The following is a 21,552-nucleotide window of genomic DNA, read 5'->3' as shown; positions in this document are numbered from 1 at the left end:
AATAATACATTTTTACCCGATGCTTATATGGAAGTACATCAAATTACAGAAAGGAACATGGGAATGAAAATAATAAGGCTATCTCTATTTATCATGCTGCTAATTATCTCTGGCTGCAGTCAGGCAAAGCAACAAGACGAAGCTCAGGAGAATGAAGTTAAAACAGTTAAAAAAACAGAGACCAATAATACTGAAACAAATGAAGTTGAAAAAGAAGAGACGCCTGCAGAGGAGGAAAAATCTTTTCAGCATTCTGATTATAAATATACTGTTCAGTTGGACGACCGATTAGGGGAAGATGTTGTTTTTGAAGAAGATCCAGAAACGCATGGAGTGAAAACAAATATTTATTTCCTTGACCAATCCTTGCTGAAAGATAAAGTCTTAATTGGAACAATTGAATCCAAGTCGGCTAATTCTAGAGAAGGCTTCATGAATGAAGGGTTGTTCACGCTTGTAAATTATGAAGACGAAGAGAACAATCTAGAATATGTATATTCAGCAAATATGGAAGATCCATACATAAGTCATTATCAATTAAATGAAGATGGCGATGCTTATCTCCCGCTTGAAGAAGCAACTAAGTATTTTAGAGCAATGGAATTGGTCCATTCAAGCCTGATGATTTCCAATTTTCTTAATGGTTCAATTTATGTAAACCAAACCGTTCCGGCGCAACTGGATTCAAATCAGAAGGTAGGTCTTGAACTATCGAGGGAGTTCTATGATGACATACAAGCCTGGTATGAAAGATTGAACAATGCTGTGGCTGCTGGATCAAGCGAAGAACTTTATAGCATCAGGGAGCAGATATCAACTGAAGTAAGAGAGAAATATCCTGAATTAAGGCAAATCCCATTTCCTACCCAAGAGATAGGGTATAATATTCCAAAATCGATAGAGGCCCTTTCGTACTTGAGTCATGAACAATATGGCACTGATGCTGAAGTAAAGTATCTAAATGAAATAAATGGCGTAATGGCCCTTGGCCAATGTGTAAATGTTATTCATGACCAACTTGCAGAATTGGAGAACCTATAACAAGCTTTGTAAGCATGAATTTTCATAAGGAGAATAAAGAGGCGTCCCTGTGCTCTTCTCCTGTCTACCGATATAAAATGCAAACTGTTTTTATTAATAGTCAAAGAGGGAGTTTATCATGTTTGGGTTCTTTATCGTAATATTTTTTGTGAATTTGATATTAGGTTTGATGCAAGCTCAGGTTTGGCTAGTTATTGTGGTCAATTCAGTTATTTTCCTAGTTTCTATGTATAAAAGTTTCTATCCTGTTCTTTTTGAGAAGGATCCGGAGAAAATCATGATCTTTCTGAAAAAATCGAAGCAGCCGCAATTTCAATTTTATTATAATTTTTTCAATGATGAATTGGAGAAGGCGGAGGATAGGCTGAATAAAATTAAATCTCCTTTCTATCAAAAGTTGAATCATGTGAATCTGCTTGTCAAAAGGGAGCAGTTTGAGGAAGCGGAAGAGATGGCGAGAGGGTTGAAGGATAATATGTATAAGTGGTATTCCCTTGCTGGGATTGCGATTGAGCAGGGGGATCGTGAATCGTATAGGAAGTATAAAGAAAAAGTGAAGAATCCGTTTTACCAAAGGCTGTTGGAATTAGACGAAATGGTCCATGATGGGAAGAAGGAAAAAGTGCTAACTGAATTGGAGAACATGATCCCGGATCTCAGGGGAATGAAGCTGCTAAGCGTGATTCAGTATAAACAAGATTTATTGAAAAAGGAATGAGGACTACATTTCCAGGCAAACAGAAGGACAGTCCTAAACTTCAATCGAAGTTGAGGACTGTCCCTCTCTTTCGTTTTACGACAATGTCAACACTTCATACTGTGCGGCCAATTTTATGAAATCGGCCATTCCACTGATTTTGCCGACTGCGAGTTTGTCGTTGAGTTCATAATAGTCTACACATGTTTTGCAGGCTAATACCTCTAAACCCTTTTCTTCCAGTTCTTTTAATTGAAGAGACACAAACGAGCTTTCTGTTAGCGTGAACACACCTCTGTTCATGCAGAAAACAGCGGCAGGCAGTTCTTCTTGTTGCTTCAGGAGCGTGAAAAACGTTTCCAGCAGTCCTTCACCTAATCCTGGTTCACCTGTTCCGAGCTGGTCGGATGACAATAAAATCACTTTGTTTTTCATTTTTTTTAACCTCCAGTGGAATATGTAATTTAAAAACTCTGAAAGCATCGGGACGTACCTTGTAATTTTTTTATAAATTCATAAGGGCAATTTTATTCATCATGTTCACCCTCCTGGCTAACTTCTCTTTTCTGATAATACCAAAAATAGTGTTGCTAAAGGACCTAGTAAAAGAGAAAGTAAAAACCAATCTAACCCTTTCAGATTCTTACCTTGTGCAAGTCCAGCATTAATTAATGCCAGGGTACCCCAACCGACAAAATACTGATTATCCATCATCAACGCCTCCGGTTCATGAAAAATGCAGCTTACTATTAGCTGTCTTTATATAACAATTATACTACTAAATCATTTGCTATTGAGAAATTTTGGAAGGGGATATGCGAGAAAACTGCTCCATTCCATTTCTTTTTTGGAAGGTATAATCATGGAAGAAGAACCCTCAGAAGACCGTCCCTGTTTTATTGCTGAATTGCCGGGATATGCTATAGATAAATAACTGAGGCGGAGGGTGGAAGTGGTGAAGGTGTTGTCGATGATTCAGCCCTGGGCGAGTCTGTTTGTTTTGCGTGAGGCTCAATATGAGACGAGATCATGGAGTACGAAGTATCGCGGCCCGCTTGCGATCCATACTAGTAAAAAGGTCGATAAGGCAGTCTGCAGCCATGTGGCGATCAAGTCGCTGCTTTTAAAGCATGGGTATAAGGCCGATGAGCTGCCAACTGGCGTGATCATTGCCACCTGCCAGCTTGAAAATTGTTTGAGGGTGATGGAAAACCATGAGACGTGGGCGGTGCTGGAGGATGGCAGAACCGTGTCAGGCAATGACTTTTTCCTTGGTGATTATCAAGTGGGAGGGTTTGTCTGGGAAGTCAGGAATATGAAGATGCTGGAGAGCTTCATTCCTGCCAAAGGAAGGCTTGGGTTATGGGAGTATGATGTATAAAGTGCCTGTTCATTGAAGAACAGGCACTTTTTCAAGTCAAAGGGTATTCCGCGTTGCTTCATGTCTCTCACTGTCACAAAGTAAATTATATTCTTTTTACGTCGGCCAGCTTCATTTTACTCTCAGGCAGACTTGGAATATCGTTCAAGCTGTAGCTTAAGTCCTGCTTCGGGATGGTGTAGCTTAAATGATTGACTAAGTAATCAACCGCCACCCTGAGAAGATCCAGTGTCATCCACTCTCCGGCACAGCGGTGGCCAATGTCATATTCTCCTCCGCCTTGTGGGATGAAATCAAACGGACTGCCGGACCATGAGAGGAAGCGGTCAGGAGCAAATATCTCGGGCTGCTCCCATACTTCCGGATGATGGTTGGTACCGTATAAATCCAGGAGCGTAAGGGTGTCTTTTTCAAATATATAGCCGTTCCATTCGAAGTCCTGCTTCACGCGGGCAGCTGCAAAAGGAAAAAACGGATAAAAACGCCGCACTTCCTGAATGAAGCGCTGCTGTTCTTCCTTGCCTTTTTTCACTTTCGCGGCTTCCTCTGGATATTGATAAACAGCCAGGGAAGTGAAGTCTACATAGACAGAGATTGCTACAATTGGCCGCAGTAAATTTAAGAGTTCGACCGCCACAATGGATGGATCCAGTAATTCTCCAGTTGGATTTGTATGAAAAGAAAACTGATAAAGCGCACGCTGTTCATCGAGATGAATCTCTTGGGCGCGGACCTTCTCCACTAATGCTTCCAGCCATTCTTCTGCTTTTGAGCGGGACCGACGTGCCTGCCAATGCTTCCAACTGATATTCGCCGCACCCTCGAACATGTCGCTCAGCTCGTCTGTCCATTCCTCCAACTCGTCATCTCGAAGTGAAACTCCCGTCCATTCGAAGGCGGTTTCCGTCAGCATTTTTTTCACTTCATCATAAAGGACGATTTCCACTTCCGTTTCCCAACTCTTGCTATAACGCTCCCACTTTTCAGCAAAAATTGCCTGGACTTCATTAAGCGACTCTTTTGACATCAAGGACATGAACATGGCTTTTCTGTTCAGGTGATGCTCACCGTCCAGACCTTGAACGCCGCCTTCACCAAATAACGTTTTTTGCGCGAGTTTAGGAGCTGCATTTTCCCGTTTGAAACGGTCATTGTCATAAAAAATCTCCGCCGCTTCTTTTCCAATCAGACAAATGCCGGTTTCCCCTAAAAGATTCGTTTCAAAAACGGGAGTGCCGAACTTATCGCTCCGGTTCATTATGTATTCATAGCCTTCCCTGAGGAGGCGGAAGTTCTCAATCAAGCCTGTCTCTTTCGGCATATCCTTATGTTCGGTCATGTGTCGTTCCCCCTTTAAATTACAATCACCTTTTTATATACCACTTCTTGAAGCAGCCAAACGAACCTAGACATGGAGACGTTTCTTGTGTCTTGCAAAATGGGCAAGTATGTATGTAACAATAATGGTAGAAACGTCCCACTGTTCTCATTTTGCTGGAAAAAATCAGCTGTTTTTTCCAATTCGCTATAAAACAGAAAAAGTCGCTATAAAAATAAGAAACTCGCTATAAAACAGAAAAAGTCGCTATAAAAATGAGAAACTCGCTATAAAAACAAAAAAGTCGCTATTAAAACCAAATGGACGGCTTTCATGTCCAGGAAAATTGATATAAATTGCCTGTTTACCGATATAAAATGCAGTTACAAACGTTATTTATTAATCGTAAAAGAGAAAGTAACCATGTTTTGGTTTTTTCTTTGCAAATTTGTTATTAGGTTTGATTCAAGCTCCCGTATTGTTAATTATTTTGGTTAATCTGTCTTAATTTTTATGTTCAAAGACAAAATGAAAGGGAAGCAAAATACTGCTTCCCTTTCGCTTTGTTCAGAGAGACGAATTGATGGGTACTTTTTTCGAAGCGGGTCAGATCCGAATAATGTTTCGTTACACAGTGAGCGCCGCCTTCTGTACAATGTTAGTAGGGAAAACAAAACTAAATCGTACACCACAAGTCTGGAGGACAGATACATGCAAGATACTAGCTTTGCGATTCTACCAGGAATGAAGAGTAAAACTAAAGGACCAGCTTTTCGCAGTGTGGGAGCTGTTGTTTCTAGGGAGCTTGAAAACAACAACCTGAACCTAAGTTGTGAAAATGGGTATGTCACGGTCTGTTTTTACCGGGATGATATTGTGCGGGTTGTGATGAATCCTAAGGAGCAACCTTCATTGCAATCGAGTTTCGCGGTGGTAAAAGAGCCTGAAGATGTGGAGGTTTCTCTTACCGAGAGTGAGGATGAAATCCAGCTTTCAAGCGGTAAGCTTAAGATTGCTATAAATAAAAGTCCGATAAGAATTACGATGCTGGACGAACAGGGACGGACAATCATAAGCGATCATGAGTCTTCGATGGGATTCAATGATAAGAAAGAGGTTATTTGTTTTAAAGAGATGCATCCTGATGATCATTTCTATGGGTTTGGGGAGAAGACGAGTTTCCTAGATAAGCGGGGAGAAAAGATGACGATGTGGAACACGGATGTGTATGCTCCGCATAATCCTGAGATTGATGCGCTGTATCAGTCGATTCCTTACTTTATGAGTATACGCAATGGAATGGCGTATGGGCTGTTTTTTGATAACACGTTCAAGAGCGTTTTTGACATGAAGACATCGAACGAAACGTATTCTTTTTGGACTGAAGGCGGGCAGCTGGATTATTACCTTTTTGCAGGTCCGAAGCCGAAAGATGTGGTAGAGCAATATACGGAAATCACCGGAAGGATGCCGCTTCCTCCCAAGTGGGCGCTGGGCTATCATCAATCGCGGTACAGCTATGAGTCGGAGCAGGAAGTGAGGGAGCTTGTGAAGGAGTTCCGGGAGAGGGACATTCCGCTTGATGCCATTTATTTAGATATTCATTATATGGATGGGTATCGTGTCTTTACCTTTGATGAAGAGCGGTTCCCGAATCCAGAGAAATTGATCGAGGATTTGAAGCAGGAAGGGATCCATGTGATTCCGATTGTCGATCCTGGCGTGAAGGAGGACCCGGAGTATCATATTTACCAGGAGGGTGTGAACGGGGATTACTTTTGCAAATATCTTGAGGGGAATCTTTACTTCGGAGATGTCTGGCCTGGCAAGAGTGCTTTTCCTGATTTTACGAGCGAGGATGTTCGTAAATGGTGGGGGGAGAAGCATGAATTCTACTCCAAGATGGGGATTGAAGGCATTTGGAATGATATGAATGAGCCGGCCGTTTTTAACGAAACGAAAACGATGGATTTGAAGGTCATGCATAAAAATGATGGCAACCCTAAAACCCATCGTGAACTGCATAATTTGTATGGCCTGCTGATGGGTGAGGCGACATATGAGGGAATGAAGGCGCAGCTCGATGGCAAACGGCCATTTTTACTGACGAGGGCTGGTTTTGCTGGAGTGCAGCGGTACAGCACGGTTTGGACCGGGGATAACCGCAGCTTCTGGGAGCACTTGCAGATGTCGCTTCCGATGTGCATGAATCTTGGGATGTCTGGTGTTCCGTTCTGCGGTCCCGATGTCGGTGGTTTTGCCCATGATACAACAGGACAGCTGCTGACACGCTGGACACAGGTTGGGATGTTCACTCCGTATTTCCGGAATCATAGTGTGCTCGATTCGATCCGCCAGGAACCATGGTCATTCGGTGAACAGTATGAAAAAATCATCAGGAAGTATATTCAAGAGCGGTATGTGTGGTTGCCATATCTGTATACCTTATTCCGTGAAGCGAGCCTGACTGGAGTTCCCGTCATGCGTCCGCTGGTGTTCGAGTATCCAGAGGATCAGCATACCTTCAACCTTTCCGATCAATTCATGATTGGTTCACATGTGATTGTCGCGCCGATTATGAAGCCGGACACCTATCACAGGGTTGTGTATTTGCCTGAGGGAAGCTGGGTGAACTATTGGACTGGTGAAAAACTTGAGGGTGGAAAGCATCACCTGGTTGAAGCCGACATGGCGACGATGCCGATTTTTGTGAAAGAAGGGGCAACGCTTGTTCATGGTTCTGTGAAAAATACGACCGGGCAGAAAGAATCGGAAATCAAGGTTCATTTATATCCTTCAGAGAAAGGATTAGACCGGTTCGTCCATTATGAAGACGATGGCAAAACCTTCGATTATCAGCAGGGCAGCTATTTTCAAATGGAAATCAACGGCAAAAAAGCAGTAGACTCCCTCGAAATAACAGTCACTGTTTTACACAATCAGTATGATCCTGAATGGGAGCGGCTGCATTTTGTTGTTCATGGAGCTCACCAAGAGTTGAAGGTGCAAATGAATGGAGTTCTTCAAGGCGAAGCAGAGTTTGATCCGGCGTCTGGATCGATAACATTTTCGGTCGAGAAGAGTGGCTTATAGTAAACGAAAACGGAGCATGGGGACGTATCCTGTGCTTTTTTTCGTGTGGGGCAGTAAGAAGATATATAGGTTAATTCATGAACCGTTTTTATTTCTGGTTCGTCTAATAGTTAAATGAATATTGGGGAAGTGTTTTCATGAAAAAATCCTTGTTCCTAATTATTTTAGTAAGTCTGTTTTTTGTCTCCGCTTGCAACGATGGAAAAACGCAAACATTAGAAGCGTTTTACAAAGATGCTGAAATTGAAAGTGTGGATAAAATCATCATTCAAGATGGTTCGACTGGTGCTTCAAAGACGATTACCCAGCAAGGACAAATTGACGAATTTCTATCTCTTATTAAAGAAATACAGTTTAGTCCTCTAAAAAATCAAGAAAAACGTGATGGGTGGCGGTATGGTATTACTCTTTTAGATGGTGAGAAAGATTTTAAATTCACGGTGAATAAAATTGGTGATACCTATTATGATACAAACCCAGATATTGTGCCGATTGTAGACCATTTTTACAAACAACTGGAGAGTGCAGAGTGATGGATGCAGGAAACCTGAGCATGGGACGTACCCCATGCTTTTTTTGTGGTGATGGAATTTGCGGGTTATTAAAATATGTAAATAGGAGGCGGCGTTATAACTTATTCCCTGAACAAAAATACAAAGGAGTAACCCTTGTTTTGTTGAATATATATTTGACCAAACTTAATAGCGTATGAATCTGTGAGAGGATCGTGAAAGATTGAGATTATTATATGTGTTCGGATGTATCATCAGTGTCCCTTTCTTGCCATTTTTATATGTTCAGGGAAAGAGAGTCCGAGCCCGGACACCCCGCTTACCGGAGGCGATTGGGAATACGGGCAGTGTGGGATTGGGAGGAGACCGGGAGTTTCGGGTTATGTTTCTGGGAGAGAGTTCGATCGCCGGTGTGGGGGTTACTCACCATGATGAAGGATTCGCTGGTGTATTCGCAAAGGAACTTGCCGAAAAAATGGATACGACGGTCCACTGGGAAGTGTACGCTAAAAGCGGCTATACGCTGAAAAAGGTGACAGAAAGTATTGTTCCGATGATTCCTGACCAGAAGGTTGACCTGGTCGTGGTAGGGCTGGGTGCGAATGATGCCTTCACGCTTAATAATCCATGGTCCTGGCAAAGGCAATCAGAAAAGCTAGTTTCAGACTTGAGATCTAAATTTGACGATGTGCCGATCGTGTTTGCCAATATGCCGCCTATTAAAGACTTCCCGGCGTTTCCATTTTTAATGAGAGTAGTCATCGGCAATCTGGTTGATATTTTAGGAAATGAACTGTTGGCTACTGCATCAAAGTTCGAAGGAGTCCATTACAGCAGTGCGAAAATCCGGCTAAAGGATTGGAAAGCGAAGTCCAATAGCGAGGATGGGGCGTTTTTTAGTGATGGAGTCCATCCCTCAAAACTGACATATGGATTATGGGCAAAGGAGTTATCTTCATTTATCTGGGAGACAGAGGCATTGAGAAAGAAGCTGAGGAACTGAAAGTGGAGAAACGTGGGAAGGTTCTTTGTTTCAGTAAATTGTGTATTTTAACAGTTCATGAAACGCCGGAACCGTCCCTTTGTTTCATTTTGACAGGTTTGAGTGTTAGGAGGTCAAAGCTGTCAAGAATCCACTGTTATTTTGACAGGTTTGAAGGTTAGGAGACTAAAGCTGTCAAGAATCCGCTGTTATTTTGACAGGTTTAAGGGATANGAGACCAAAGCTGTCAAGAATCCNCTGTTATTTTGACAGGTTTGAGCGTTAGGAGACCAAAGCTGTCAAGAATCCGCTGTTATTTTGACAGGTTTGAAGGTTAAGAGGTCAATGTTGTCAATGGAGCATGGGAACATCCCCTGTGCTCTTTTTTGTGGGGCGGATTTCTTTCTCGTGAAAATCCATGTCCCTACGTTTTTTACCATTAGACTTTTATTGAAAGTATATAGTACCAAGTGATACACTAGTGGGTATGTGAGTTTTGAAAAAAGGCAGGTGATATTGATTGTGAGCAAGCGGATATCCATCAGCAATCTTTTTATTTTATGTTCTCTTTTATTTATTTTTATGGTGCCCCAGGAGGTTTTTGCGCATGCGACGCTGAAGAAGGCTGAGCCTGCCCCGGATAGTGAGTTGACAGATTCGCCGAATGAGATTGTTCTGCTCTTTGATGAAAGACTTGAAAATGAACTTTATTCGATTAAGGTCTTTAATGAAAAAGGGGAACGAGTTGTCAACCGCAAGCCGGAGATGAGCAAGGATCAGAAATCGATCAAGCAATCTTTGCCTGACCTGCCTGACGGGAATTATGTCATATCCTATAGCGTCATTTCGGCGGATGGCCATCCAATCAAGAGTTCTTATGTAGTCTCGATTGGGGAAGAAACGGTCTTTAAAAGGAATATTAACCAGCAGGTAAAGGAAAGTCAGCAGAGCTCGGCGGCGGTTAATGTAATGAAATCGTCGGTGAGGATTCTGTTTTACATGGCTTTGATCCTGACAACTGGCTGGATCATTTGGGGAGCCATTCATACTGTGGAAAAGGAGATGAAGCCATCTTTTAGACAGCGGGCGTTTCGTTTGCAGATTGCGCTATTGATCACCACTGTGGGATTGGTAATCGTCCAATTATCAGAATTAGTCGATCACTGGACATTGACGGATATCGGGTCGGTTCTGGTCGGCACGAACGCCGGGAAATCCCTGGTCGCTTCTGTGCTTTTGTCTCTAATAGGTTTACCGCTGCTGCTTCGTTTCAAATGGCTCGATTTGATTTGGGTATTGTCGGTGATGGCGGTGAAGAGTTTTAACGGACATGCTGCCGCCTTTGAAACGGAAATCCGCTCGATGTCAATGCAGCTGGATGTCGTCCATTTACTTGCAGCTGCGATATGGGCAGGTGGCCTGCTGTACATCCTGACCTACTGGAAAAAGCAGAGGGAACATGTCAGACAATTTCTTCCGTTCTTTTCGCAAGTTGCCTTGATCAGCATGCTGATCCTGATTTTTACCGGAGTGGCGTACACGTTAATCTTCTTGCCGGAGCTTAATTATCTGCTCCATGCACAATGGGGGAAACTGCTTCTCGTCAAAGTTGGACTGGTCACTCTTGTGTTCGCCATTGGCGCATTTTTACGCCATAGTATGAAAAAGAAACAAGAACGATCGATCAGCAGGCTGGTGAAAATCGATTTCAGTTTGATGGTGGTCATTCTGGGGATTGTTGGTGTGTTAACACACTTGAATCCACTTCCGGAGAACGAACCTTTGGAATGGAAAAATCAAGATCAGTCTATTGATTTCACGACTTCGATCTCACCGAAGGCACCTGGGTACAATCATTTCAAGGTGACGGCGAATGCGCAGAAAGAAAACCTGGAGATTAAACGGATTGAGCTATTTTTAATCTATCAGGACAATCCTGAAATCCAACCGATCCAGGTTCCTTTTTCAGAAGTGGAACCATCCAACGATGTTCAATTCAAAATCAATGGCTCGTATCTTCCAATTGAGGGGAACTGGACAGCGGAGCTTCGCATAGTCGATTCTGAGGATAATGAAAAGGTGTTCCACAAGGATTTTATTGTTTATTAAAATGAAGATATAGGAGATTACAACATGAAAAAACTATTAACCTTAATGATCGCAATGATTGGTGCCGTCACTCTTTTTGTCGGTGCAGCAAGCGCGCATGTATCCGTTCAGCCTCAGGAAACTTCACAAGGGAAATATGAAGTATTCACTGTCCGTGTTCCTTCTGAAAAAGAAGATGCCGAGACAACGAAAGTGGAAGTGAAATTCGCTGAAGAAGTGAACGTCACCCGCTTTGAAGCCAAGCCAGGCTGGAACTATGAAGTGCAAAAAGATGACACTGGAAAAATCACAAGTGTTGTGTGGACAGCAGAAGAAAAGGGTCTTTCAGCAACTGAATTCGTTCAATTCAACATGCAGGGAAAAGTCGGCGATGAAGCCACAGAAATCGTTTGGAAAGCATATCAAACTTACAGCGATGGCAGTACAGTGGAATGGATCGGAGCACCTGACGCAGACAAGCCAGCTTCGGTTACAACGGTAAATCCGGCAGATGGAAGTTCTGATCACGGGCATGGAGCTGCAGCGGACGATTCGGCAAAAGAAGACCACAGCGCTGCCGGGGACCAAACAAATGACACGGAAGCAGCAGCAAGCACCAGCAACGTGCCGTTAAACCTTTCGATCGCAGCACTGATTGCAGGGCTGGCAGCACTGGTGATTTCTTTAAAAAAAAGAGGATAAGCTTGAGAGCATGGGGACGTACCCTGTGCTTTTTTTTGTGCTGAGAAAATTCATTCATTCACAATTAGTTGGAATTTGGAGTCCTCAGGCTGGTCCCTTGCAATGATTTCATCAGCATCTGGGTATAGCCATACCGTTATCGCCAAAGGCAAACAGGAAATTAATGCGTAGATGGTCATCATATATCCAAGAGAAAAGCGTACGATCATTGCACATTAAGCGGGACCAGCCCAATGTCGCATAGTTGAAAAAATATTCTGCCATTATAAGTTGTAAAAATGAACAAAGTATAATAAAATAACTTAAAGTTAATTCATACTAAGTTTATAGGAATAATATAATTATATAAAGGATGTCAGGAAGGTGGGTGCAAGAAACGTGAGTCAGGGTCCAATCATTAAAGTGAATCAAGTAAGTAAAAGCTTTCCTAACAACAGTAAGGGTATGAAGGTTTTGGACGACATTTCACTTGATATCAACCATGGAGAAACTGTTTCTATTTTGGGGGAGAGTGGATGTGGAAAAAGTACTTTATTGAACATTATCGGTGGCTTTGAAAAGGTGGACTCTGGGGAAGTCGTATTAGAAGGAAAACCAGTGACCAAGCCGACACGCAAATGTGTCATGCTTTTCCAAAACTATGGTTTGCTTCCATGGAGATCTGCTGTAAAGAACATCGAACTTGGTCTCGAGGGCTTGAACCTCAATGCTAAGGAGCGAAGGGACCGGGCTTTACATTATTTGGCGCTGGTGGGTTTAGAAGATAAAGGCGAACTATTCCCGCATGAGGTTTCAGGCGGGATGAAGCAAAGAATTGCGATTGCAAGGGCTCTTGCCTTGCAGCCTGAGATGATTCTCATGGATGAGCCGTTTGCTGCCCTGGACACATTTAACCGCTACTATCTTCAAGACGAACTCCTGCGGATACAATCCCAGGAAAAAACGACCATTGCCCTTGTTACACATGATATCGACGAAGCCATCTATCTGTCGGATCGGATTTTTATCATGCAAGCCAATCCAGGCAGGATTCACAAGGAAATCAGCATCCACTTGTCCAAACCTCGTGACCGCAGCCACAGCGATTTTCAGCATTACCGAAAGATGATATTTGAAGAATTCCATTTTAATCGTGCAAACTCATCGATCGAGTATCATATTTAAATATTTTCAAAGACAAAGGAGAATTTTAATGAAAAAGTCCATGCGCAAATTGATCCTGCTTATGCTGGTTTCGATCCTCACCCTGTCATTAGCTGCATGCGGTTCCGGCAGCCAACAATCCACAGGAGATGGCGAGAAAAAAACAGTTAAGATTGGCTATCTGCCAATTACACACGCTGTCCCGCTTTATATTGAAAAAGAAATGCAAGAATACAAGAATTTCAATTTGGAACTAGTCAAATTCGGTTCCTGGCCAGAACTGATGGATGCATTGAATACTGGCCGGATTGATGGAGCTTCTGTTTTGGTTACATTGGCGATGAAGGCAAAGGAACAGGGGATTGATTTAAGTGCCGTCGCCCTGGGACATCGGGATGGAAATGTATTCGTCACAGCAAACGACATCAACAGTGCAGAAGATCTAAAAGGGAAAAATTTTGCGATACCGCATAAATTTTCGACTCACAACATCTTGCTGTATCAGATGTTAAAGCAGAATGGACTGAAATATGAGGATGTAAAGGCAGTTGAAATGCCGCCTGCTGAAATGCCGGCAGCCTTGGCTGAAGGAAGAATCGCCGGCTATGTAGTGGCAGAACCATTTGGTGCCATTTCCGTTTCCATTGATAAGGGCAAGGTCCTTTACCAGGATCAGGACGTTTGGAAAGACTCGATCGACTGCACTTTGGTATTGCGTAATGATTTTATCAAAAAGGAAAATAAGATTGCACAGGAATTTGTCGACCAGTATGTCAAGGCTGGTGATGTGGCCGAGTTAAAGGATGAAAAGACCCAAGAGATGTCGTCAAAGTATATGAAAGTTGAAAAGAATGTGCTTGACCTCTCATTCCAATGGATCTCTTATGATGATTTGAAAATCAAGGAAGCGGAATTTGAGCAGCTTAGGGAAAATCTCATCGAAATGGGATTGATGGAAAACCCTCCAACTTACAGTGAATTTGTCGACCATTCTTTAATAGATAAAGCGAAGTGAAGATCATGAAACTCAGAACTATTTTGAATGCGGTCATAGGATTTTCCCTATTGATTGCAGTATGGCAATTCATCATTGTGATTGGCAATTACGACCAGGTCCTGTTTCCTCCCCCAATCAAGGTGTGGGAAGGGATTCTTTCCCTTATTCAAGACGGGACCCTCTATACACATTTTCAAGTCAGTCTGTACCGGTTCCTTGCAGGGTATTTATCAGCGGTAATAGCGGCGGTCCTGCTTGGATTGATTCTTGGACGCCTTCCTTTACTATGGAATGTTCTTGACCCGGTAGCCCAGATATTAAGGCCTGTTTCTCCGATTGCATGGTCACCTTTTATTGTCCTCTGGTTTGGAATAGGTGATATCCCGGCAATTGTCATTATCTTTATTGCTGCGTTTTTCCCTGTATTGCTGTCAACGGTTTCAGCGGTACGGAAAGTGGATCAGAATTATTTGAAGGTGGCTCAGAACCTTGAAATTAAGGGGTTCAAGCTATTGACGAAAATCATTTTCCCGGCTGCTTTCCCATACATTGCGAATGGCCTTCATATTGCGGTAGGAACTGCCTGGATCTTTCTAGTGGCAGGCGAGATGGTCGGGGCGCAATCAGGATTAGGGTATTTGATTATTGATGCAAGAAACTCAATGAGACTTGATCTTGTCATGGCAGGCATTGTATTTATTGGGATTTCCGGGCTGCTCCTGGATAAAGCTGTGGGTGTATTTGAAGCCTGGATTAACCGTCAATGGGGAATAGGGAAAAATTAAACAGAAAAGACAGAGAGCGTGATTGCTCTCTGTCTCAATGATGTGTTATTTAAGTCCAGTCGTGTCTACTGTTTCAAGCTCGATTGCTTCAACTTCATCAACATTTCTTTTGCAGTGTGGACAATAGTAGGCTAATTCCACTTCATGCTTGCACTCTGTATGAATTAATTTCTTGTAGCATTTTTCAAGATTGTTCCTGCCCCACATGATCATGGCATTAAATACTCCTTCGAGTTCTTTGCCGCTATCTGTAAGCCTGTATTCATATCTTGGGGGATGTTCTGAATAAAGGGAAGAGATCACGAGTCCTGCCTGCTCCAAATGTTTTAAGCGGTCTGACAGTATATTGGATGAAATACCATTGAGTTCTTTCTTTATTTCATTAAAAGTGGTTCTTCCAGCTAAGATTTCGTGTAATACCAGTAAGGTCCACCGGTCTCCAATGATATTCAAGGTTTGAGCGATATTGCATGGCAAATCATATTTAGATTCTCTCATAGATAAAACCTCCGAAGCTTGGTTAAATAAATCATATCATAAAAATTTTCAAACAACTAAGTTGTTTTTTATTACTTAGTGTAATAAAATAATCTATAAGTAATACCAAGTAAACAGATTGGATATATACACATACACTAAGGAGGAATAAGGAATGGCAACTTTATATTTAGTGGAATCAATTTTTAACAGTGCAGTGAAAGACAAAGAGTCTTTTGAAAAAAAGGCCGGTGAGATCCGTGATGAGTTAGGCAAGCAGAATGCGACATTAATTGAGGTCCAAGTTGCAAAGGATTTATCAAGGGCTTTCTTTATTCTTGAGGCGGAAGAACGAAATGTAATCAATGAGGGTTTAAGAGCATTAGGAGTTCCTGTCACTCTAATCAAACCTGTCCGTCTTGTCGGAAGGGATTTAGAGGAAGTAAAGAAACAGGCAGACAAAGTGAATTACCTTGTTGAATGGAACCTTCCAGAAAACCTGACAATGGATGCTTACCTAGAAAGGAAATCCAAGAATTCCGTCCACTATTCGGAAGTTCCTGAAGTCACATTCTCAAGGACCTATGTATGTGAAGATATGACAAAATGCCTTTGCTTCTATGATTCTCCAGATGAGTCTACAGTCAAGAAGGCTCGCGAAGCTGTTAAGGCGCCGATCGATACCATTACTGAATTGTCATAAGTCCGGAACCTCCTTTTCTGGAGGTTTTCTTTTTAAAACGGCATGAAAAGGGAGAGGGAAGCTTTGAAAGATATGACGAGTTTGGCGGTCTTAATCCAGGAACAGCTTAAGCCATTCGTGCGCAGGATTGACGCTGAAGCCTATTATGCGGAGGAATTTCTTAAAAGCATTGGCAAAGCTGGATTCTTGAATTCCGATACTGGGGTAGACTTTTCAACAGAAGTCCATGTGGTAGAAGAAGTATCTAAAGTCTGCATGACAACTGGTTTTAACCTTTGGTGCCATCTTGCATCATTAACTTATATCCGTAATAGTGATAATAGGTACTTAAAGGAAGAAATTTTACCTCAGTTGGAAAATGGCCAGCTTCTGGGCGGGACCGGGCTTTCCAATCCGATGAAGTATTATGCCGGTCTGGAAACATTGCATTTAAAAGCGACGAAAACGAATGAGGGTTATAGGGTGAAGGGGCAATTGCCTTCTGTCTCAAATCTGGGGAACGACCATTGGTTCGGGATCATTGCAGAGGTTAGCTCTGATCAAAGAATGATGGCAGTGGTTCCTTGCAATGCAGAGGGACTTACATTGAAAGCCAAGCTTGAGTATTTAGGTGTGAACGGCAGTGCCACTTATTCATGTGCATTCGATGATGTGACGATTCCTGAGAAATGGGTCGTTTCACATGATGTGGATACATTCATTAATAAAATCAGGCCAGCTTTTGTCCTTTATCAAATCCCGCTTGGTTTCGGTGTAACGGAGGCATCGATCGCTTCCATCCGGCAGGTTTGCAATAAGCAGGGAGGCTGCAATGACTATCTTTCCATTCAGCCAGATGAGCTTGAAAGAGAACTAAAGCGGCTTCGCACGGAAACGTATAAACTTGCTGGCGGAGAGGGGCTTTTTCAACAATGGAAGCATCTTCTTCAATTACGGCTGCGCACGGCCTATCTAACTTCAAAAGCTGCTCATGGCAGCATGCTTCATCAAGGCGGAGCGGGTTATTTGAAGTACAGCGCGCCATCCAGAAGATTAAGAGAATCCTATTTTCTTGTGAACTTAACTCCTACTGTTAAGCATCTTGAAAAAATGCTCCATCACGCTAAATAAGGCAATCTTCTTTTGACAGTAAAGTGTTTCGCTAATAGTAGGAGACAGCATGTCCATCCTAACGGCCTCCCTGGTACAAGAGTCGGTTCTATCTGCCTTGCCTTGTTATCCGAGCTCAACCTTGATGTCGGCAGCTCAAGCGCTACTTGCATTGAAGGTGGCTGACAGATGCCAGCTAAAAAGGAGTAGGTTATTTCTTGCAAATCGATATAGGTGGTAAAAGAGCATCGATGCATGCTCTTTTTTTATTTTGAAAATGAAAAGACCTGGCTATGCTGGGTTTCCGAAAAGACTTCAACCCGGTATAAAAAATTTCTGGATGGTACTAATGTATTTTTGGTCCGCCAACCAAAAATATAGCCCGGAGAATTTATGCTATTTAACATTTAGCAAGAGCAATTAAGGGGGGAGTGACCTGATTCCTAATCAGGAAATCATTTTTAGGGACACAATGTACTTTTTAATCCAGGTCTGAAAATGTAACATCCCGTTCATCATCCATTCATATAAGAGGTTTATTCTAAGGAAGTCAAAGAGAGAATGGAGGATGTAATGATGAACCTTGCCTGGAAAGAAATGAAGAAAAATAAGGTGAGATTTTTAATATTAGGTTCGATTGTTTTTCTGGTTAGTTTGTTAACCTTTATTATTTCTGGTTTAGCAAATGGATTATCGCAGGATAATGCTTCCTTAATTAAAGATTTGCCAGACGGATATTTTTACATGAATGCAGATGCGGATGAAACCTTTAATCTGTCTAAAATAGATAGCAGTGCCCAGAAAAAGTTACTGAACGATCAGAAAGATGCTATGGCACTTTCGATTCAAATGGGCTTCTTGAATGATGAGCAGGGGAAACAGCAAAGCGTTGCTTTTGTCACCTCAACCGGATCAAACTTATTTAAGGATGTCAAAGCCGGCGAAGTTTGGCTGGATCGTTCATTGGAGGATAAAGGGATAAAAGTAGGGGATACGTTAACGAACAATCAATTCAGTGGCGAGTTCATTGTAAAAGGTTTTGTTGAACAAACGAAATTCAGCCATGCACCTGTTGCATTCATTAATATAGAGAACTACAAAGAAATTTATCGAGTAGAGGAAATGCAATTAGTATTCGCACCTGGAGAGGATCAAGCAGAAGAAGTGAATGGTTTACAGGCATTTTCAAAGAAACAATTTCTCAATAGTATTCCAAGTTATAATGCGGAACAAATGTCTCTTAACATGATTGTCTGGTTCTTAGTAGTGATTAGTGGAATGCTGTTCGCGATCTTCTTCTATATGATGAATGTTCAAAAGATTGGTTTGTACGGTATTTTAAAAGCAATCGGTCTGAAAACAAGCAAATTATTCAGAATGATGTGGACACAGATGATTTTCATTACAGGAGCGTCACTTGCTTTGTCTATTGCATTCAGTCAAATCTTCAATATGATTGCACCAAAAGAAATGCCTTTCAGCTTGCCAATGGAGACAACAGCACAATTGTCTGTAGTATTTTTAATCATCGGATTTATCGGAGCTACACTTTCTGGTATTCAAATTAAAAAAGTCGAACCATTACACGCGATACAACAAGGAGAGGTGTAAAATGGCATTATTTCAAATTGATGAAGTTAGAAAGACGTTTACGAATGGGGAAGTAAAAGAAGAAATACTAAAAGGAATTAACCTCTCCCTTAAAGAAGGAGAAATTATCGCCTTAGTGGGTGCATCCGGTTCTGGTAAAAGTACGCTGCTTACGATAGCTGCTGGCCTGCAGCGAACATCGGAAGGACAGGTTATTTTTGAAGGCGAAAATTTGACGGGCATGAGTCCCGAGCAGGTCAGAAAAATAAGGGCAAGTAAATTCGGTTTTGTCTTTCAATTTGCACACCTTGTTCCGTTCCTGACAGTTGAAGAACAACTCATGCTGATGTTAGATGTTTCAGAATCGAAGTTAGAGAAACGTGAACAAAAAAGAGAAATCAAGAGGATTCTGCAATTGGTGGGGATGGAACACCGGAAAAATGCGTACCCATCTTCCTTATCAGGTGGGGAGAAACAGAGAGTGGCGATTGCCCGTGCCATCATCCATAAACCTAAAGTTCTTTTTGCAGACGAACCAACTGCCAGCCTGGATTCTAAGAGATCCAAAGATATCATGACATTAATCAGAGATTTGACTAAGACATTGAATATTACTACCTTAATGGTCACACATGATGAGGAAATGCTTAGTTACGCTGACCACATCATTAAAATGAGTGATGGCCAAATTGCAACATGAGAAAAGCGGTATTTTATTGCAAAAAACAGCCCAGGCTTTTTGAGCCAGGCTATTTTTTGTTTGAATCCTGCCTGATTATGACGAAATAAAAGTGAACCGAACTTTTTAAAGCAACTTTTTACCCAAAGGAGATCCAAATATGGCGAATATCCTGATTGTGGATGACGATGTAAATGTTTTAACGTTTTTAACTATCCATTTATCTGAACAGGGTTATACAGTATACCAGGCAAAGGAAGGAATCGAAGCGCTGAAGATTCTTAATAAGGAAGTATGTGATCTGGCCGTTGTTGATGTGATGATGCCTTTTATGGATGGTTATACATTAACTGAAAAAATTCGAAGTCAATTTAATATTCCGATCATCCTGTTAACGGCTAAAAGTCAAATAGAGGATAAGGAGCATGGATTCCGGGCAGGTACGGATGATTATCTTGTAAAACCATTTGAACCGAAGGAATTAAGTTTCCGGATTAAAGCGTTGCTGCGCCGATATGATCATAAAACAGATGAATCCATCCTCCGCATCGGCAGTACAATGATCAACAAACAAAGCTATGAAGTAACAATCGGAAACCGGACAATTCTTCTTCCTTTAAAAGAGTTTGAGCTTTTGTATTTTCTCATGTCCAAACCGATGCAGGTGTTTACCAGAGACCATTTGATTGAACACATTTGGGGTTTGGATTATGAAGGGGATGAGCGAACGGTTGATGTTCATATTAAAAGGTTAAGAGAGCGCTTTTCCAAACTGACAGATGACTTTCAAATAAAAACAGTCCGTGGTGTCGGCTATTCACTGGAGGCTAAGCGCCAATGAAATCTCTTTATGTGAAGTTTGTTGTCATTACGATCGGGATCATGGTTTTTAGCAGTATCCTGGCCTTTATCGTATCCAACGCTTATTACCAGCAAAACTTGAAGCCGCAGAACGATCAAAAAATAACGAAGATTGCTCATTCGATTGCCAGGTACACGGCCGATCATCCTGGTACCGACTTGAACGAGTACCTGGGGAATATATCTGATATTGGCTATCAGATTTACTTAGTTGACCATTCTGGAGAAGAATCTTTCTTCGGCTCACCATTCAGGGACAAAAGTCTTTCTGCCTCAACGAAAGAGTCCGTATTAAACGGCAATGATTATCATGGTATTCTACATTTTCCGCAAAAAACATTTGTAACAGGCTTTTTTGCAAATGAATTAAAAAATACAATTGGTGTTCCATTAACACATAATGGAGCAAATTATGCTCTTTTCGTCAGGCCTGATATCAAATTTCTTTTTAATGAGATGCATCTTTTATTTGGATGGATGCTTTTAATCACGATTATTTTGAGTATCGTCATCGTGCTGATCAGTACCAAGTATTTGGTCAAACCTATTTCGAAACTAACAACAGCCACAAAATCGCTCTCGAATGGCGACTTTAATGTCGAACTCGAGATTACTCGCCATGATGAATTAGGAGAACTTTCACATAGTTTTTTACGGATGGCAAGAAGATTGGAGCAAATGGAAGACATGAGAAAGGAGTTCATCTCGAACATTTCTCATGATATCCAATCCCCTCTTTCCAATATAAGAGCATACACAAATCTATTGGAAAACAAGTCAGTCAGTGAAGAAGAAAGCGGCCATTACTTTTCCATTATTAATGGTGAAATCAGAAGACTGTCTACTTTAACCAAACAACTATTAATCCTTGCCTCATTAGATCGCAATGAGGATATCCTGAAAAAAAGACGGTACAATGTTGGCCAGCAAATTAAGGAATTGCTGCGAAATTATCAATGGCTAGTGAATGAAAAAAATATTATGCTCAGCTACACCTTACCAGACGTTGAAATCAACGGGGACCCTTCTCTCCTGAATACTGTTTGGGATAATTTATTGACGAATGCCATCAAATATAATCAATCTGGTGGCAGTATTGACATATCGGTTGAAGAAAAAGGGGAAATGATCGAAATAACCTTTCAAGATACAGGAATAGGATTGAGCAAAACAGAAATGGAGAGGATCTTTGATCGCTTTTATCGGGCAGATACATCAAGAACACGGACAACCGAGGGAACAGGACTGGGGCTTTCAATTGTTTGGACAGTTGTCAAGCTCCATGAGGGCCAAATTAAGGTGAATAGTAAAGATCATGAAGGAAGTGCTTTTATTATAGAGTTGCCGAAGAACTAAAGTTCACCAGCTAATGGTGTTTTTCGATAAAGCACCTCTTCATTGGCAGAGAATAGTT

The 21,552-nt window shown here is 41.8% G+C and carries 21 protein-coding genes; 17 read left to right on the top strand and 4 right to left on the bottom strand.

Going from position 1 to position 21,552, the window contains the following annotated elements; translation table 11 throughout:
• Positions 1-63 precede the first annotated feature (63 nt).
• Together ACNAZ4_RS09090 and ACNAZ4_RS09085 are read left to right on the top strand one after the other, a co-directional pair.
• Positions 64-1,041: a hypothetical protein gene (locus ACNAZ4_RS09090; protein ID WP_415813959.1), complete on the top strand. Its 978-nt coding sequence runs from the start codon at positions 64-66 to the stop codon at positions 1,039-1,041.
• A 277-nt stretch (positions 1,042-1,318) separates the two neighbouring features.
• Complete coding sequence (locus ACNAZ4_RS09085; protein ID WP_415813958.1) at positions 1,319-1,759, top strand: hypothetical protein; 441 nt, start codon at positions 1,319-1,321, stop codon at positions 1,757-1,759.
• A 75-nt stretch (positions 1,760-1,834) separates the two neighbouring features.
• Here the strand turns inward: ACNAZ4_RS09085 and ACNAZ4_RS09080 are convergent, their stop codons facing one another.
• Both ACNAZ4_RS09080 and ACNAZ4_RS09075 read right to left on the bottom strand, forming a co-directional pair.
• The gene (locus tag ACNAZ4_RS09080) at positions 1,835-2,173 is read right to left on the bottom strand and encodes a DsrE family protein (RefSeq protein ID WP_415813956.1); all 339 of its coding nucleotides are present in this window, start codon (positions 2,171-2,173) and stop codon (positions 1,835-1,837) included.
• A 117-nt stretch (positions 2,174-2,290) separates the two neighbouring features.
• A complete protein-coding gene (locus ACNAZ4_RS09075) occupies positions 2,291-2,452 on the bottom strand; it encodes a hypothetical protein (RefSeq protein WP_415814202.1) in 162 nt (53 codons plus the stop codon).
• Positions 2,453-2,693: 241 nt separating this feature from the next.
• On the opposite strand from ACNAZ4_RS09075, the gene ACNAZ4_RS09070 reads away from it, so the two are divergent.
• Positions 2,694-3,119, top strand: a complete 426-nt coding sequence (locus ACNAZ4_RS09070; RefSeq protein ID WP_415814189.1) for an ASCH domain-containing protein — start codon at positions 2,694-2,696, stop codon at positions 3,117-3,119.
• 85 nt (positions 3,120-3,204) lie between these two features.
• Here the strand turns inward: ACNAZ4_RS09070 and ACNAZ4_RS09065 are convergent, their stop codons facing one another.
• On the bottom strand, positions 3,205-4,458 hold the full coding sequence (locus ACNAZ4_RS09065) for a cytochrome P450 (protein ID WP_415813955.1): 1,254 nt from the start codon (positions 4,456-4,458) through the stop codon (positions 3,205-3,207).
• 690 nt (positions 4,459-5,148) lie between these two features.
• Here ACNAZ4_RS09065 and ACNAZ4_RS09060 point away from each other — a divergent pair.
• The 8 genes from ACNAZ4_RS09060 (at position 5,149) to ACNAZ4_RS09025 (ending at position 14,739) form a co-directional block, all read left to right on the top strand.
• Positions 5,149-7,530, top strand: a complete 2,382-nt coding sequence (locus tag ACNAZ4_RS09060; RefSeq protein ID WP_415813954.1) for a glycoside hydrolase family 31 protein — start codon at positions 5,149-5,151, stop codon at positions 7,528-7,530.
• Between the two features lie 137 nt (positions 7,531-7,667).
• Positions 7,668-8,063 (top strand): hypothetical protein, encoded by a 396-nt coding sequence (locus ACNAZ4_RS09055; RefSeq protein WP_415813952.1) that lies wholly within the window; start codon positions 7,668-7,670, stop codon positions 8,061-8,063.
• Between the two features lie 361 nt (positions 8,064-8,424).
• Entirely contained in the window at positions 8,425-9,045 is a 621-nt protein-coding gene (locus tag ACNAZ4_RS09050; protein ID WP_415813951.1) for an SGNH/GDSL hydrolase family protein, read from the top strand.
• A 501-nt stretch (positions 9,046-9,546) separates the two neighbouring features.
• Complete coding sequence (locus ACNAZ4_RS09045; RefSeq protein WP_415813949.1) at positions 9,547-11,133, top strand: copper resistance CopC/CopD family protein; 1,587 nt, start codon at positions 9,547-9,549, stop codon at positions 11,131-11,133.
• Between the two features lie 24 nt (positions 11,134-11,157).
• The gene (locus ACNAZ4_RS09040) at positions 11,158-11,814 is read left to right on the top strand and encodes a YcnI family copper-binding membrane protein (protein WP_415813948.1); all 657 of its coding nucleotides are present in this window, start codon (positions 11,158-11,160) and stop codon (positions 11,812-11,814) included.
• Between the two features lie 378 nt (positions 11,815-12,192).
• Positions 12,193-12,978, top strand: a complete 786-nt coding sequence (locus ACNAZ4_RS09035; RefSeq protein ID WP_415814188.1) for an ABC transporter ATP-binding protein — start codon at positions 12,193-12,195, stop codon at positions 12,976-12,978.
• A gap of 28 nt (positions 12,979-13,006) precedes the next feature.
• Positions 13,007-13,972: an ABC transporter substrate-binding protein gene (locus ACNAZ4_RS09030; protein WP_415813947.1), complete on the top strand. Its 966-nt coding sequence runs from the start codon at positions 13,007-13,009 to the stop codon at positions 13,970-13,972.
• A gap of 5 nt (positions 13,973-13,977) precedes the next feature.
• A complete protein-coding gene (locus ACNAZ4_RS09025; RefSeq protein WP_415813945.1) occupies positions 13,978-14,739 on the top strand; it encodes an ABC transporter permease in 762 nt (253 codons plus the stop codon).
• Positions 14,740-14,784: 45 nt separating this feature from the next.
• Here the strand turns inward: ACNAZ4_RS09025 and ACNAZ4_RS09020 are convergent, their stop codons facing one another.
• The gene (locus ACNAZ4_RS09020; RefSeq protein WP_415813944.1) at positions 14,785-15,237 is read right to left on the bottom strand and encodes a winged helix-turn-helix transcriptional regulator; all 453 of its coding nucleotides are present in this window, start codon (positions 15,235-15,237) and stop codon (positions 14,785-14,787) included.
• A 154-nt stretch (positions 15,238-15,391) separates the two neighbouring features.
• Here ACNAZ4_RS09020 and ACNAZ4_RS09015 point away from each other — a divergent pair, with 154 nt between their 5' ends.
• The 6 genes from ACNAZ4_RS09015 to ACNAZ4_RS08990 all read left to right on the top strand — a co-directional run bounded on the left by ACNAZ4_RS09015 (position 15,392) and on the right by ACNAZ4_RS08990 (position 21,494).
• Positions 15,392-15,919 carry a DUF4242 domain-containing protein gene (locus ACNAZ4_RS09015; protein WP_415813943.1) on the top strand — a complete coding sequence of 176 codons (528 nt, stop codon included), beginning with the start codon at positions 15,392-15,394 and terminating at the stop codon, positions 15,917-15,919.
• A gap of 72 nt (positions 15,920-15,991) precedes the next feature.
• Entirely contained in the window at positions 15,992-17,029 is a 1,038-nt protein-coding gene (locus tag ACNAZ4_RS09010) for an acyl-CoA dehydrogenase family protein (protein WP_415814186.1), read from the top strand.
• 555 nt (positions 17,030-17,584) lie between these two features.
• Entirely contained in the window at positions 17,585-18,619 is a 1,035-nt protein-coding gene (locus tag ACNAZ4_RS09005; RefSeq protein ID WP_415814185.1) for an ABC transporter permease, read from the top strand.
• Position 18,620: 1 nt separating this feature from the next.
• Complete coding sequence (locus ACNAZ4_RS09000; protein WP_415813942.1) at positions 18,621-19,298, top strand: ABC transporter ATP-binding protein; 678 nt, start codon at positions 18,621-18,623, stop codon at positions 19,296-19,298.
• Positions 19,299-19,437: 139 nt separating this feature from the next.
• Positions 19,438-20,118, top strand: coding sequence for a response regulator transcription factor (locus ACNAZ4_RS08995; protein WP_415813941.1), 681 nt, complete (start codon positions 19,438-19,440; stop codon positions 20,116-20,118).
• Positions 20,115-21,494, top strand: a complete 1,380-nt coding sequence (locus tag ACNAZ4_RS08990) for a sensor histidine kinase (RefSeq protein ID WP_415813940.1) — start codon at positions 20,115-20,117, stop codon at positions 21,492-21,494. Before ACNAZ4_RS08995 ends, ACNAZ4_RS08990 begins: the two co-directional genes overlap by 4 nt.
• The last annotated feature ends 58 nt before the right edge of the window (positions 21,495-21,552 follow it).

It is taken from the genome of Mesobacillus thioparans (assembly GCF_965138835.1).
In the GTDB taxonomy this organism is placed as follows: Bacteria; Bacillota; Bacilli; order Bacillales; family Cytobacillaceae; genus Mesobacillus; species Mesobacillus thioparans.
Note: the sequence above shows the minus strand (reverse complement) of the source record. Positions and strands in the feature narration are given on the sequence as shown.

What these genes read in the sequence shown, in the direction of transcription:
- ACNAZ4_RS09030 (WP_415813947.1), top strand. Translation starts at nt 13,007, where the DNA reads ATGAAAAAGTCCATGCGCAAATTGATCCTGCTTATGCTGGTTTCGATC.
- ACNAZ4_RS08990 (WP_415813940.1), top strand. Translation starts at nt 20,115, where the DNA reads ATGAAATCTCTTTATGTGAAGTTTGTTGTCATTACGATCGGGATCATG.
- ACNAZ4_RS09000 (WP_415813942.1), top strand. Translation starts at nt 18,621, where the DNA reads ATGGCATTATTTCAAATTGATGAAGTTAGAAAGACGTTTACGAATGGG.
- ACNAZ4_RS09015 (WP_415813943.1), top strand. Translation starts at nt 15,392, where the DNA reads ATGGCAACTTTATATTTAGTGGAATCAATTTTTAACAGTGCAGTGAAA.
- ACNAZ4_RS09065 (WP_415813955.1), bottom strand. Translation starts at nt 4,458, where the DNA reads ATGACCGAACATAAGGATATGCCGAAAGAGACAGGCTTGATTGAGAAC.
- ACNAZ4_RS08995 (WP_415813941.1), top strand. Translation starts at nt 19,438, where the DNA reads ATGGCGAATATCCTGATTGTGGATGACGATGTAAATGTTTTAACGTTT.
- ACNAZ4_RS09010 (WP_415814186.1), top strand. Translation starts at nt 15,992, where the DNA reads ATGACGAGTTTGGCGGTCTTAATCCAGGAACAGCTTAAGCCATTCGTG.
- ACNAZ4_RS09005 (WP_415814185.1), top strand. Translation starts at nt 17,585, where the DNA reads ATGAACCTTGCCTGGAAAGAAATGAAGAAAAATAAGGTGAGATTTTTA.
- ACNAZ4_RS09050 (WP_415813951.1), top strand. Translation starts at nt 8,425, where the DNA reads ATGTTTCTGGGAGAGAGTTCGATCGCCGGTGTGGGGGTTACTCACCAT.
- ACNAZ4_RS09080 (WP_415813956.1), bottom strand. Translation starts at nt 2,173, where the DNA reads ATGAAAAACAAAGTGATTTTATTGTCATCCGACCAGCTCGGAACAGGT.
- ACNAZ4_RS09090 (WP_415813959.1), top strand. Translation starts at nt 64, where the DNA reads ATGAAAATAATAAGGCTATCTCTATTTATCATGCTGCTAATTATCTCT.
- ACNAZ4_RS09040 (WP_415813948.1), top strand. Translation starts at nt 11,158, where the DNA reads ATGAAAAAACTATTAACCTTAATGATCGCAATGATTGGTGCCGTCACT.
- ACNAZ4_RS09075 (WP_415814202.1), bottom strand. Translation starts at nt 2,452, where the DNA reads ATGATGGATAATCAGTATTTTGTCGGTTGGGGTACCCTGGCATTAATT.
- ACNAZ4_RS09085 (WP_415813958.1), top strand. Translation starts at nt 1,319, where the DNA reads ATGATCTTTCTGAAAAAATCGAAGCAGCCGCAATTTCAATTTTATTAT.
- ACNAZ4_RS09055 (WP_415813952.1), top strand. Translation starts at nt 7,668, where the DNA reads ATGAAAAAATCCTTGTTCCTAATTATTTTAGTAAGTCTGTTTTTTGTC.
- ACNAZ4_RS09025 (WP_415813945.1), top strand. Translation starts at nt 13,978, where the DNA reads ATGAAACTCAGAACTATTTTGAATGCGGTCATAGGATTTTCCCTATTG.
- ACNAZ4_RS09020 (WP_415813944.1), bottom strand. Translation starts at nt 15,237, where the DNA reads ATGAGAGAATCTAAATATGATTTGCCATGCAATATCGCTCAAACCTTG.
- ACNAZ4_RS09060 (WP_415813954.1), top strand. Translation starts at nt 5,149, where the DNA reads ATGCAAGATACTAGCTTTGCGATTCTACCAGGAATGAAGAGTAAAACT.